The following is a 13,159-nucleotide window of genomic DNA, read 5'->3' as shown; positions in this document are numbered from 1 at the left end:
TTCTTTTTTTGACAAAAATCAGCAACGCCACTTGAAGGCTGCGTAACAATGCTTAATTGTACATTATCTGTAAGACAACGGGTTGCGGATTATGACACCGGTGAGAGGCACCGGTTACCGCTTTACATCTGCTTCGAGCTTTGCCTGTGGCAGTGTTCTGATCCGGATGGGTCTGTTTGCTCACAGATCTAACACGGTACCGGGCCCCTCTGGCGAGAGTTTTAACGGCGCTCTCGTGATGTCGGTACTGCCGCAAATTAAGCCGGCGGACATGTGATCATGAAAATCTGTTTCATGTTTTCTGCGGAAAGCGCTCAAGCCGCTTCCGCTTTTGACGATTCCTATCAAGCTGAAACTATCCGCGCTGAAAATGTGCGCTTTCCTAACGGGGAGGCAGCATAATGAGCGCATCTAAAACACAAAATACTGTTCTGAGCTATTTTACCTGGGCATTTATTGTCACCATTGTTGGTCTGGCGCTTGGTGCCTGGCTCGGCTGGCAATCGACAGGCACGCTCGGCGGCATGGCCTCGATTTTTTTCATCTGTGCCGTTTTGGCGGTTTTGGAAATTTCGCTGTCATTCGACAATGCAGTCGTGAATGCTAATAAGTTGAAAGATATGACCCCGGAATGGCAGCATCGCTTTCTGACATGGGGTATTATCATTGCCGTTTTCGGCATGCGGATTATCTTCCCGCTTCTGGTGGTGGTCATTGCTGCCGGTATTGGCCCTATTGAGGCTATTGTATTGGCCGCGACCAAGCCTGAAGACTATGCCCGCATTATGACCGATGCCCATCTGCCGATTGCCGCTTTTGGTGGTACATTCCTTTTGATGGTAGCGCTGACCTATTTCTTCAATTCCGAGAAAGATGTGCATTGGTTTGGCCCGTTAGAGCGTGTTATGGCGCGCCTTGCAGAAATTAAGGGTATTGAAGTTGCGATCGTATTGATCCTGTTGCTAACCTTCTCATCCGTTTTAGATGGTGAAGAAGGCACAACATTTCTGTATTCCGGTATTTACGGGCTGTTGACCTTCCTTGGTGTTGAGGTTCTGGGCGGTATTCTGGATGCTTCACAGAAAACGCTGAATGCCGCAGCAAAAGGCGGTTTTGGTGCATTTCTTTATCTTGAAGTTCTGGATGCCAGTTTTTCGTTTGACGGTGTAATCGGTGCTTTTGCCCTGACGCAGAACCTGTTTGTGATCGCCATCGGTTTAGGTATCGGTGCGATGTATGTGCGCTCGATGACCATTATGCTGGTTGAAAAAGGCACGCTGAGTGAGTATCGCTATCTGGAACATGGGGCATTTTATGCCATCATGATCCTGTCAGTGGTGATGTATTTGCAGACCTTGGTGCATATTCCGGAAGTGATTACCGGCCTTGGTGGCGCGGTGCTGATTGGTATCGCTTTCTGGGCATCGGTATGCCATAACCGCCGCGAACAGGCACAAGAGACCGTGACTGCACAATAAAGCCTTATGTATTCTACTGTGATTAGAATAAAACCGCCGGAGCAATCCGGCGGTTTATTTATTTTAGAGCTATATTACAAAAGCGAGATAATGATTAATTTATACAACAATGTGATGCGGCAAAATATTGGTATTCAGCTATTGAAGAGCTATAATATGTTGAGCGGAGCCTGTGCATGACAGCGGACGGACAAAATAAAATAGAAACGCAACCGGATGTTACGCCTGCAAATAGTGTAAAGCCGCCGCTGCAGCAGGGGCTATGGCGCTCTTATATGCTTATATTCTTACCGATGTTGCTGTCTAACATTCTGCAGGCTGCTTCAGGCACACTGAACGGCGTGTTTGTCGGCCGGATGATGGGTGTTGATGCACTGGCGGCGATGTCTGCCTTTGCTCCGGTGTTTTTTCTGTTTCTCGGGCTGATTATCGGTCTTGGTGCCGGTGCCACAGTGCTGATCGGGCAGGCATGGGGTGCGCGCGATATGGTCAAGCTGCATGGCATTGCCGGCAGTGCAGTGGCTATGGTGCTGGTGGTATCATTGAGTGTGGCAGTTTTGGGCGGGTTCTTCGCTAGTCATTTGATGGCCTTGCTTGGCACGCCGTCAGCCATTCTTGAAGTTTCCAGCCATTATGCGCGCATTATGATGCTGGGCACGCCGGTTATTTTTATGCTGTGGCTGATGAGCAATATGAGCCGTGGTGTGGGGGATGCCGTTTCTCCACTCTGGGCGCTGGTGATCGCCACCGCGGTGGCGATGGTGCTAACGCCGCTGTTTATTAAAGGCTGGCTCGGTTTTCCGCAGCTCGGTGTTATGAGTGCAGCGGTCTCCACAGTTATAGCCAATGCTATCGCATTATTGTGGTTGATCTGGTTCTGGCACCGGCGCCGCCACCCGATGGCTTTCACACGGCAGTTTTTGGCACTCATCCGCTTTAATGCCACATATTGCAAAACCATTTTACGTGTTGGGTTACCCACAGCTATGCAGATGCTCACAATTGCAATTGCCGAGCTGGTACTGCTGGGGCTGGTCAATGGGCATGGTACCGAAGCCACCGCCGCCTATGGCGCAATTGTGCAAACCTTAGGCTGGGTGCAGTTTCCGGCAATCTCTATCGGTATTACCGCATCCATTCTTGCAGCACAGGCGGTGGGCGCAGGGCGCAACGGGCAGGTGCATAAAATTGTAATGGCAGGATTGCAGCTGAACCTTTTGGTAACTGGCGCAACCGTGGGGCTGGCTTATTTGCTTGCCGGTATGATCACCAGCGCCTTTATTACCGAGCAGGCCGTTGCTGATCTGGCGGCGCATTTGCTGTATATTGTCCTGTGGACGATTGTGCTGTTTGGTATGAGCAGCGTCTTTATGAGTGCAATGCGGGCAAGTGGTGCAATCTATGCGCCGACAGTGCTGACCATGAGCGCCATCCTGCTGGTGGAAATTCCGGCGGCCTATTTCTTCAATATCTGGATCGGGATTGATGGTATTTGGTGGGCCTATGCTTTGACCTTCTCAACCATATTATGCCTGCAATCGGGGTATTATTACCTTGTCTTCAGTAAGAGAAAAATCGTCAAGCTGATCTGATGCAAAAGGCCGGTGCAAACACCGGCCTTTTGTTTATTCTAGAGCATTTCACTATCAAGTTGAATCAACTTGATAGATATGACAATGCGAATACTCTAAAATCTAGAGCATTGCGTAGTCCAATGGCATCATTGGACGGTCACGATAATGCGTAAAAACGATAACTTAGAGCGGATTACATGATCCAATTTAAACGTAAACCGCTCCAGAGCGAGCGCTGTGATCCAACCTGAACGTTACCCGCTCTAGACTGTATATCGTTTATTTTACACCTGCCGACAGACCGGAGAGAACTCCCATCCAGCCCACAGCCTCTGCCACGTCAGCACAATCAAAAGCGATAGTGGTAGCATCTGTCCGTTTGGCGCATGGTATAATCGCCATCTGGTCGGCCAATACCGGAGAATTCATAATGAATTCGGCATTGATCCTGCCGTTGAAAGGTTTCCATACGGCAAGCTTGTCTTTTTTCTCAACTGCTTGGCGGGCTTTTTCACGGATCATCAAACGAGCATTCTGTACGGAGATCTGGCGGGCGGCGCGGTTGCCAAGGGCGGTTTTAACCACCGCAAATTCAGCTGCCGGAAAAAATGGTTTGTTTTCAAGTTCGGTCTGGTCATCACCGGAAATCAGTGCAACCGGAATTCCAAGTTCGCCAGCATAGGCACCATAAATACCGGGTTCGCCAACAATCTGACCATTGAGTTTAATGGTACGGAATGCAAAGCCGTTGGTGGTATGGGCAAGGATGCCAAATTGCGCGGCGCTGGCATGGTGACCGGTAAAGAACAAAACGTCAAAACCTTCATCAAGACCGGCTGCCATATTGAACTTTTTTGGGCGACCAAGGATCAGCTCGGCGGCAGGATGCAGCAATTCCGGTATGATATTGACCATCGGGCCGTGGGAATCATTGACCAGAATATATGTTGCACCACCTTCAAGCGCGCCTTCAATGGCTGCATTGACCTCTTCGGTCATTAAGCGGCGTGCACGCTCATATTCTGCATTACCAGGCTGGCCCTGCTGCGGAGTTACCACGCCGGCAACACCTTCAATATCGGCACAAATATAGACTCTCATCGTTCCACTCCGGCACTATTAATGATTCCGTATATTCGGATGCACTCTGACAAATAAATACCCTGCTTGCTTATGATAAAAACGTGTTGTGTGAAAGATTGAATCGAATAGCTCTCAGGAAGCCTGACTATCAATTTGACGTGTGAATTTTCGCTTTTGATTTATTATCTTGCAATAATTGACGGTTGTATTAAATCCACCAGTAATATGAGTATAAAATTCAAGTTTATAATGCAAAGATTTACAATGATTGCCGGTCGGGGGAGCAAAACATGGTGGACAATTTAAAGCGGTTTTTTGCTTATTATCGTCCGCATAAGTTGCTTTTCGCCGTTGATTTTTGCAGCGCGGTGTTTTCCGGTTTGCTTGAACTTGCTTTTCCGGTTGCTGTCACTTTGTTTATCGACCGGTTGTTGCCGACCAATGAATGGGGTTTGATTGCGCTGGCCGCGGCAGGCTTGTTAATGATCTATATTTTCAATGCCGGTCTGCAGGTTGTGGTGACCTATTGGGGGCATATGCTCGGTATTAATATTGAAACCGAGATGCGCCGCAAGGCATTCGATCATTTGCAAAAACTGTCTTTCGGTTATTTTGATAACCAGAAAACCGGCCATTTGGTTGCGCGTATGACCAAGGATCTGGAAGAGATCGGCGAGGTTGCCCATCATGGCCCCGAAGATCTGTTTATTGCGATTATGACGCTGATCGGCGCTTTTATTCTGATGTATTGGCAGCATTCCGCGCTCGCTACCATTACGGCGCTGATTGTGCCTGTCACCGCATGGGTGACCCTGCGCTATGGTGGCCGTATGACGCGGACATGGCGTGCGCTTTATGGCCGCGTGGCTGCCTTTAATGCACGTATTGAAGAAAATGTCGGTGGTATTCGTGTGGTACAGGCCTTCACCAATGAAGATCATGAACGCGCATTATTTGCTGAAGACAACCAGAATTACCGCTCTACCAAGCTCGAAGCCTATAAGGTGATGGCGGCCTCTACCTCGCTGAGCTATCTGTCTATGCGTTTCATACAAGTGGTGGTGATGTTGTGCGGTGCGTATTTTGTTATTCGCGGCGATTTAACCGCCGGTGGTTTTGTCGGCTTTCTGTTGCTGGTGGGCGTGTTTTTTCGTCCGATCGACAAAATCAACTCGGTGATTGAAAGTTACCCGAAAGGCATAGCCGGATTTCAGCGTTATCTGGAGTTTCTCAATACCTGCCCGGATATTGCCGATCGCAAATCTGCGATGGATGTCGCCAAATTACAGGGCAATATCCGTTATGATCAGGTGCAGTTTGGCTATCAGGATAGCCGCCCGATTGTGCAGGGTTTGACCCTTGATATTCACGCGGGTGAAACCATTGCTTTTGTTGGTCCCTCAGGTGCGGGGAAAACCACAATCTGCTCATTACTGCCGCGTTTTTATGAGGTAACCGGTGGTAGTATCAGCATAGACGGTATTGATATCCGTGATATGACGCTGAAATCCTTGCGGGGAAATATCGGTATTGTCAGTCAGGACGTGTTTTTATTCGCAGGCACAATCCGTGAGAATATTGCCTATGGCCGGCTTGAGGCAACGGACAAGGAAATTATGGACGCCGTGCAACGCGCCCGCCTGAGTGATGTTGTGGCAGGCTTGCCGGCAGGTATTGATACGATTATCGGTGAGCGCGGGGTTAAATTATCAGGTGGGCAAAAACAGCGCCTCGCAATTGCCCGTATTTTCCTTAAAAACCCGCCGATCCTCATTCTCGATGAGGCAACATCAGCGCTGGATACCGAGACTGAGCGTGCCATTCAGCAATCCCTTGCAGAACTGTCGCAAGGCCGTACCACGATGGTCATCGCTCACCGCTTGGCAACCATCATTAATGCTGACCGCATTGTTGTTGTGGAAGGCGGTCAGCTTGTTGAACAAGGCAGCCATGCAGAACTGATCGCATTGCCATCAGGGTTGTATCGCCAGTTGCTCGAGGCACAAAACCGCCCTGCCGCTTAAGCCGCAACTGTGTGGAATTTTACAGCAGATACGCCCCTTTGGTATTTTACTTTTTGCGATGATCTTCCAGCCAGTTAAAATCTTCACTGAGGGCCGTTAATATTCGACTTTCCATCTGGCGAAAACGGCGGATCAGCTCTTCGCCAAACGGGGTGAGCACCGCACCGCCACCTTGTTTGCCGCCACGTTGTGAAGTGACCGATGGTTCGTGAAACATTGCATTCAGGGCATCAACCAATTGCCATGCGCGGCGATAGGACATGTCCATGGCGCGCCCTGCGGCTGAAATCGAACCCGTGTCGCGGATATGCTCAAGTAACTGAATTTTACCGCGCCCCAAACGGGACTTCTCAGGGAAATCGACCCGTAAAACCGGCTTAAGAGCAGAGTTTGTGGAGGATGTCATTGTGCTTCTCCTGCCTTAAATTTTAAAATTTACGCAGTCATCATGTTAAAATGTTGGTGGTGTGCATGCGCTGATCACGTCACAGGCAACAGGCCCCACACAGCGGAAACGGTGCGGGCGGCGGCTTTCAAAATAATAACCGTCACCGGGTCCTAATATCCGCCGTTCTGTATCAACCGTAACCTCGAGGCGTCCCGCAATAACGATGCCACCTTCTTCGCCTTCATGAACCAGCGGTACTTTGCCGGTGTCGGCGCCGGGTTCATAGCGCTCTTTGAGGATTTGTAAGGAGCGGCCAAACAGGTTGTCGCCAAGCTGGCGGTAAGAGATATTGCCCTTACCAATCTCGATAAACTCTTCAGATTGATAAAAGGCTTTTTGCGCAGCATCGGGCTGCAGTGCAAAAAACTCGGACATACCTATGGGAAGTCCGTCAAGAATGCGCTTGAGCGCGCCCACAGAAGGGTTGGTTTGATTGGCCTCAATCAGCGAAATCGTGGCATTGGTAACGCCTGACCGCTTTGCCAGTTCACGCTGGGACAGGCCGCTTTTCTCGCGGATAAACCGTAACCGGCCACCAATATCAATCTCCGTAGACATTCTGCCGGTTACCTCTGTTCCTATTGTTAAATATATTAAACACTTTACCAAATCAGCATTACAGATCAACAGGATAATTTCAGATAGAAATAGACTTGTTTCGGTTCCTGAAGCGTGGCCAACTTCATAATAAGAGGAGTGAGACAATGACCGATTTAACCAATAGTCCCAAGCTTGATAATTTCTGGATGCCGTTTACCGCGAACCGCCAGTTTAAGTCAGCGCCGCGTATGCTGGCCACAGCTCAGGGCATGTATTATACCGATGTTGACGGTAATTCTGTGCTCGATGGCACTGCGGGATTGTGGTGCGTGAATGCCGGTCATGGTCGCAAACAAATTGCCTCCGCTGTTGAAAAGCAGCTTTCCACCATGGATTTCGCTCCGACCTTTCAGATGGGGCATAATATTGCTTTTGATTTTGCAACCCGCCTTGGTGAAATTGCACCGCGCGGTGACGGTAAAATTCTTGATCGGGTGTTCTTCACCGGATCAGGATCGGAATCTGTTGATACAGCGCTTAAAATTGCGATAGCCTATCAGCGTGCGATCGGGCAGGGCACGCGTACACGGGTTATTGGCCGCGAGCGCGGTTATCACGGTGTTGGTTTTGGTGGTATTTCTGTTGGTGGCCTTGTTAATAACCGCCGTGTTTTCCCGCTTTTACCCGGCACCGACCATTTGCGTCATACCCATGATCTTGAGCGCAATGCGTTCAGTAAAGGCCAGCCGGAACATGGTGCGGAGCTGGCGGATGATCTGGAGCGGATGGTGGCGCTGCATGGCGCTGAAACCATTGCTGCGGTGATCGTTGAGCCGATGGCTGGTTCCACCGGTGTTCTGATACCACCGAAAAATTATCTCGATCGTCTTGCAGCCATAGCCAAGAAACATGGAATTCTGCTGATTTTTGATGAGGTGATTACAGGTTTTGGCCGCTTGGGCACACCTTTTGCTGCCGAATATTTCGGGGTAACACCGGATCTGATTACCACAGCCAAAGGTTTGACGAATGGTGCAATTCCTATGGGCGCAGTTTTTGCCAGCCGTCAGATTTATGACGGGTTGATGCATGGCCCTGAGGGGGCGATTGAACTGTTCCACGGCTATACGTATTCAGGTCATCCGGCAGCATGTGCGGCAGGGATTGCAACGCTTGATATTTATGCGGAAGAGGGGCTGATGACCCGCGCCGCAGACCTTGCCGATGACTGGCAGGAAGCCATGCATGGCTTGAAGAGTGCTAAAAATGTGATTGATATCCGCACACTCGGGCTGGTTGCCGGTATTGAGCTGTCCTCGCGTGAGGGTGCCGCTGGCGCGCGGGCTTATGATATTTTTACTGATTGCTTCAAAAAAGGGCTGCTGATCCGCGTGACGGGCGATGTCATTGCGCTCTCCCCGCCGCTGATTGTGAGTAAAGATGAAATCGGTAAAATTGTTTCCATCCTTGGCGATGCTATCAACCGCGCTGCCTAAAAAGTGTCCTAGAGCATTTCACTATCAAGTTGAATCAACTTGATAGGCATGACAATGCGAAAATTCTAAAATCTAGAGCGAGCGCTGCGATCCAATCCAACCTGATCGTTCTCCGCTCTAGAGCCGTTTCAGGAAAAGTGGGAACCGGTTTTCCGTTTGAAACTGCGTTTAAACAAACAGATAGAGCGGTTTTCCTGTTTCAATAAAAAATAAAAACGCGTACCGCCCCCGTATGAAAAATCCCCCGCAGATATCAATCTGCGGGGGATTTTTATTCTGATTATTGTGCAGTCTCTGTCTGCGGGGCTTCCTGCCATTTGTCCCAGCCGGTAAGAATGGTCTGCACATAGGCTTTGCCCACGCGGTAGGCATTGGTGGTTGCCAGTTTGAAACCGCCGGATTCAGACTTCAGCGATTCCAATGCCGTCTGATCTTCACCCTGACGATCGAAATTGGACGAGGTACGCAGCAAAGCAATACGGTTGAAATCAAGCAAACCAGCTTCCGATGCGCGTTTCAGCGCGGTCAGCGTAGCGTTGTCTTCCATCTGCGAGGTGCAATAAGTGCCTTTGCCATCAGTGGCGAGCTTCACCCATTTTTCCATCGATTCAGAAATTTTAATGCCGTGCCAATAGGTGTCGCTCGAAAGTGTATCGCAAATGCTGACCAGTGGTGCGCCGGTTGCAAGGTCGGTCTTGTAATGTTTGCGATAGGCTTTGGCGCCGTCACCATCCAAAAGCTCAACATCCTTGGTTACGCTGAAAGCATAATCGGTAAGCTTGGCATTCAGGGCATAAGCTTCAGTGCCGGCGGACCACTTTGCTTTATCAGACGGGCTGTCTGCACCCAGTGCGAAAGAGCGGGTTTCCCAGTCTGCAGGCACTTCACGCAGGTCAATACGGTGATTAAGATCGGCATCAACAGCATATTTTGCCCAATGCGCGGAGCCTAAGGTGCCGAATTTAGGATCAACACCGGCAATACCGGCAATCAGAAAATAGGTTTTGGAAAGATCAAATTGATTGCTCAGGGCCATTGCTGCAACAGAGCTCGCCGCATTGGCAAAGCCCATAGCCGTGGTCATGTGGCACAGGCCTTCTTCGGTGCAATCTACATTCGGATATTCAGGATTAAGACCGGCGAGTTTGATCTTTTGGGTAAATTTTTCACCCTCTATCCACGGTTTTGCTTCTTGCCCGAACATGGTGATGACCATGACCTTTGGTGCAATTTTAGCAGTGTCTTGTGCGAAGGCGGTTGCAGAAAAAAGCGGGAGCAATCCGCAGGCTGCGATTTGAAGAGCGCGCAAAGTGAAATTCCTTCGGTGGAGTAGGGGATATTAGAGCATTTCACTATCAAGATGAATCAACTTGATAGCTATGACAATGTGATAAAACTAAAATCTAGAGCGAGCGCTGCGATCCAACCTGAACGTTACCAGCTCTAGCGTAATTATCTGATATCATGAGCGATAGTGCTTGTCAGCTGGTGCGCTTGCAGGCGGCATAAAAAGCTTGTTACATAATGATAAAACGACGGAATATTTTTTAACGTCAATAAAAGGCACTACATTGCTTTGTAATGCAGCTGTGTAAAATTATCTGCCTTGGAACCGGCTCAACTGGCAACTATGATGCCATGAAGAAATCATGACTGGTAATCGATTCCATGTTGCAGGTTCCGCCATTTATGCTCACCACTGGCCCCGTGCCGGCCTATAAGCAGGTGCTTGAGGCACTTGGCCGTCCGGTGAGCTATGATTATACGCCGCAATTCCAGACATTCTATCAGCGGTTGGTAGAAAAACTCGGGAGCGTGCTGCGGGTTGGTACTGCGCCGGTGATTATGCAGGGCGAAGCACTTCTTGGTATAGAGGCTGCTGCTGCCGGTTTGATTGCGCGCCATGATGTGGTGCTTAATCTGGTATCCGGCGTTTATGGCAAGGGTTTTAGCGGTTGGGCAGCCCGTTTTGGCCGTGAAGTGATTGAGCTTGCCGTTGATTATGATGATGTGATTGATGTCGCAGCCGTTGAGCAGGTACTGCAGCAGCGCCCCGATATCAGTATTATTGCCGTTTGCCACCATGATACACCATCGGGTACCATCAATCCGCTGGCAGCCATTGGCGCGGTTAGCGCCCGCCACGGCGCCTATATGATTGTTGATGCAGTTTCCAGTTTTGGCGGTATGGATGTGCATCCTGAAGCGGTGAATGCGGATATTTTTATCACTTCGCCATCCAAATGTCTGGGCAGTGTGCCGGGTTTAACGCTGGCTGCGGTGAGTGAGCGGGCATGGCAAAAAATACATGCAAATCCTGATGCGCCCAGAGCATCTTTTCTCAGTCTTCTGGATTGGAAAGACGCATGGCTTGCAGGCAATAACTTTCCGGTCACCCCTTCCATTGCCGAGATTTATGCACTGGATGCAGCGCTTGATCTCTATAGTGATGAGGGTCCTGAAAATGTCTGGGCGCGACATCTGGCGACGGCACAAATCGCTCGCGAAGGTATTAAAGCGCTGGGGCTTGAATTATGGCCGCGTCATGAAAGTTATGCCGCGCCAACTGCAACGGCGTTTAAAGTGCCGCAGGGAATCCAAGATACCGAGCTGCGTGATCTGATGTTGCGTGATAACGGTGTGCTGGTTTCGCTGGGGCGTAAGGATACCGCAGGCAAAGTCTTGCGTATCGGCCATATGGGGGCTTCTGCGCAGCCGGATTATGCTGTTGCTGCAATGAAAGCGCTGGCAGGCGCATTGAACAAATCGGGTAAAATATAATTTTATAGCTTGAGCCACAGGCTGTCGGGGATTGGTCATCATGAAAACACTCAGGTTAAATCGTCGTGCATTGCTTACCGGCACCGCTGCTGTTGCGGCGCTGATGGTGTTGCCGCGCTTTGCTTTTGCGCAAGATAAAGCCCCGCCGCGTGCAGCTGCGGTCGTGCCTGTGCGCGGCGGGCGCCTGATCGTTGCAGCGGATAGTGAACCGGCTGTGCTTAATCCGGCGATTGTTGCTTCCAATGGCGTGTTTTATGTTGCCAGCAAAGTTATCGAACCCTTGGCCGAGCAGGTCTATAGTGATGCGCAGCATCCGGATGGCTTGAGGCCGCTGTTGGCAACCGGTTGGGAAGGGTCAACTGACGGCCTGTCTGCAAGTTTCAAATTGCGTGAAGGTGTGACATGGCATGATGGCCAGCCGTTTACATCGGCGGATGTTGCTTTTTCTGCGATTGAAGTTTGGAAAAAGCTGCAAAATCTCGGCCGCTCGGTGTTTAAAAATCTTGATAGCGTTGATACGCCGGATGCGCATACGGCCGTGTTCCGCTTTTCCCAGCCGACACCGTTTCAGCTGATCCGTAATGCGCTGCCGGTGGTTACTTCGGTGCTGCCGAAACACCTTTATGAGGGCAGTGATATTGCCAAAAATCCGGCCAATGAAAAGCTGGTCGGCACCGGGCCGTTTGTTTTTGGCGAGCACCGGCCGGGTGAATATTATCTGCTGAAGCGGAATGAAAATTATTGGGATACCAATGCGCCGGCATTGGATGAAATCATCTATCAGGTGCTGCCGGATCGGGCATCAGCCGGTAATGCGCTTGAGGCCGATCAGATCCAGCTTGCCGCATTTTCGGCCGTGCCATTAGCTGATCTGGAGCGGATTTCTAAAGTGGCCGGTCTTAAAGTGTATGATAATGGCTATGAGGCACTGACCTATCAGCTGGTTGTCGAGATCAATCATCGCCGTAAAGAGCTGGCAGACCTGAAAGTGCGGCAGGCGCTGGCATATGCGATTGATAAGGACTTTGTGGTCAAATCCATATTTCTTGGTTTTGCCAAACCGGCAACGGCCTGCGTTCCGGCTTTTGATACCGTTTTTCATGCCAATGATGCGCGCCAATATGCGTTTGATCCGGCTAAGGCTGAAAGCCTGCTGGATGAGGCCGGCTATCCGCGCGGTGCGGACGGCACGCGCTTTAAGCTCAGATTATTGCCTGCGCCATTCTTCAATGAAACCAAGCAATTTGGCGATTATTTGCGCCAGGCTCTGGTAAAAATCGGGATTGATGCGGTGATTGTCGCCAATGACAGCCCTGCGCATCTGAAAGCAGTTTATACCGATCACGATTTTGATATTACCGTGGCAACGCCGGTTTATCGCTCGGATCCTGCGATCTCAACCACGGTGCTGTTTCAGAGTGGCCTGCCCGCGGGTGCACCTTTCACCAACCAGTACGGCTATCAAAATGATGCAGTTGACGCGCTGATCGCCAAAGGTTCTGTGACACTTGATGACACGGCACGCGCGGCAACCTATCAGGACTTGCAGCGCCTGGTGGCTGATGATCTGCCACTGATCAATGTGGCGGATTTTTCATTCATAACAGTGGCCAGTGAGCGGGTGCAGAATGTTTCTGACAATCCGCGCTGGGCGGTGTCAGGTTGGGCAAATACCGGTTTGGCTGAATAGAGTTTTGAAAGAAAACGGATACCGGCTTTCGTTTAAACTGTTATA

12 protein-coding genes are annotated in these 13,159 nt (G+C 50.2%); 8 read left to right on the top strand and 4 right to left on the bottom strand.

Features of this window, described 5'->3' with window-relative positions:
* Positions 1 to 91 precede the first annotated feature (91 nt).
* The 4 genes from MP213Fo_RS05885 (at position 92) to MP213Fo_RS05870 (ending at position 3,070) form a co-directional block, all read left to right on the top strand.
* Positions 92 to 277 (top strand): hypothetical protein, encoded by a 186-nt coding sequence (locus MP213Fo_RS05885; protein ID WP_421090714.1) that lies wholly within the window; start codon positions 92 to 94, stop codon positions 275 to 277.
* Between the two features lie 2 nt (positions 278 to 279).
* On the top strand, positions 280 to 402 hold the full coding sequence (locus MP213Fo_RS05880; RefSeq protein WP_421090713.1) for a hypothetical protein: 123 nt from the start codon (positions 280 to 282) through the stop codon (positions 400 to 402).
* Entirely contained in the window at positions 402 to 1,478 is a 1,077-nt protein-coding gene (locus MP213Fo_RS05875) for a DUF475 domain-containing protein (RefSeq protein WP_421090712.1), read from the top strand. The genes MP213Fo_RS05880 and MP213Fo_RS05875 overlap by 1 nt, the downstream gene beginning before the upstream one ends.
* A gap of 176 nt (positions 1,479 to 1,654) precedes the next feature.
* On the top strand, positions 1,655 to 3,070 hold the full coding sequence (locus MP213Fo_RS05870) for an MATE family efflux transporter (protein WP_421090711.1): 1,416 nt from the start codon (positions 1,655 to 1,657) through the stop codon (positions 3,068 to 3,070).
* A 261-nt stretch (positions 3,071 to 3,331) separates the two neighbouring features.
* Here MP213Fo_RS05870 and MP213Fo_RS05865 read toward each other — a convergent pair whose 3' ends face one another.
* Complete coding sequence (locus MP213Fo_RS05865) at positions 3,332 to 4,153, bottom strand: M55 family metallopeptidase (protein WP_421090710.1); 822 nt, start codon at positions 4,151 to 4,153, stop codon at positions 3,332 to 3,334.
* 272 nt (positions 4,154 to 4,425) lie between these two features.
* Between MP213Fo_RS05865 and MP213Fo_RS05860 the strand changes: the two genes are divergently transcribed.
* Entirely contained in the window at positions 4,426 to 6,159 is a 1,734-nt protein-coding gene (locus MP213Fo_RS05860) for an ABC transporter ATP-binding protein (RefSeq protein WP_421090709.1), read from the top strand.
* A 46-nt stretch (positions 6,160 to 6,205) separates the two neighbouring features.
* Here the strand turns inward: MP213Fo_RS05860 and MP213Fo_RS05855 are convergent, their stop codons facing one another.
* Both MP213Fo_RS05855 and MP213Fo_RS05850 read right to left on the bottom strand, forming a co-directional pair.
* Positions 6,206 to 6,565 carry a winged helix-turn-helix domain-containing protein gene (locus tag MP213Fo_RS05855; protein WP_421090708.1) on the bottom strand — a complete coding sequence of 120 codons (360 nt, stop codon included), beginning with the start codon at positions 6,563 to 6,565 and terminating at the stop codon, positions 6,206 to 6,208.
* A 45-nt stretch (positions 6,566 to 6,610) separates the two neighbouring features.
* On the bottom strand, positions 6,611 to 7,165 hold the full coding sequence (locus MP213Fo_RS05850; RefSeq protein WP_421090707.1) for a cupin domain-containing protein: 555 nt from the start codon (positions 7,163 to 7,165) through the stop codon (positions 6,611 to 6,613).
* A 146-nt stretch (positions 7,166 to 7,311) separates the two neighbouring features.
* On the opposite strand from MP213Fo_RS05850, the gene MP213Fo_RS05845 reads away from it, so the two are divergent.
* Complete coding sequence (locus MP213Fo_RS05845; protein WP_421090706.1) at positions 7,312 to 8,643, top strand: aspartate aminotransferase family protein; 1,332 nt, start codon at positions 7,312 to 7,314, stop codon at positions 8,641 to 8,643.
* Between the two features lie 280 nt (positions 8,644 to 8,923).
* On the opposite strand, the gene MP213Fo_RS05840 is transcribed toward MP213Fo_RS05845, so the two are convergent.
* Entirely contained in the window at positions 8,924 to 9,952 is a 1,029-nt protein-coding gene (locus MP213Fo_RS05840; protein WP_421090705.1) for a purine-nucleoside phosphorylase, read from the bottom strand.
* A 359-nt stretch (positions 9,953 to 10,311) separates the two neighbouring features.
* Here MP213Fo_RS05840 and ppaT point away from each other — a divergent pair, with 359 nt between their 5' ends.
* Both ppaT and MP213Fo_RS05830 read left to right on the top strand, forming a co-directional pair.
* Positions 10,312 to 11,424, top strand: coding sequence for a pyridoxamine--pyruvate transaminase (gene ppaT, locus MP213Fo_RS05835; protein WP_421090704.1), 1,113 nt, complete (start codon positions 10,312 to 10,314; stop codon positions 11,422 to 11,424).
* A gap of 40 nt (positions 11,425 to 11,464) precedes the next feature.
* Positions 11,465 to 13,114: an ABC transporter substrate-binding protein gene (locus MP213Fo_RS05830; protein ID WP_421090703.1), complete on the top strand. Its 1,650-nt coding sequence runs from the start codon at positions 11,465 to 11,467 to the stop codon at positions 13,112 to 13,114.
* The last annotated feature ends 45 nt before the right edge of the window (positions 13,115 to 13,159 follow it).

The organism is Pseudochrobactrum mosebachae (assembly GCF_048914685.1).
Lineage (GTDB): Bacteria > Pseudomonadota > Alphaproteobacteria > Rhizobiales > Rhizobiaceae > Pseudochrobactrum.
This window is presented reverse-complemented; position numbering and strand designations above follow the sequence as displayed.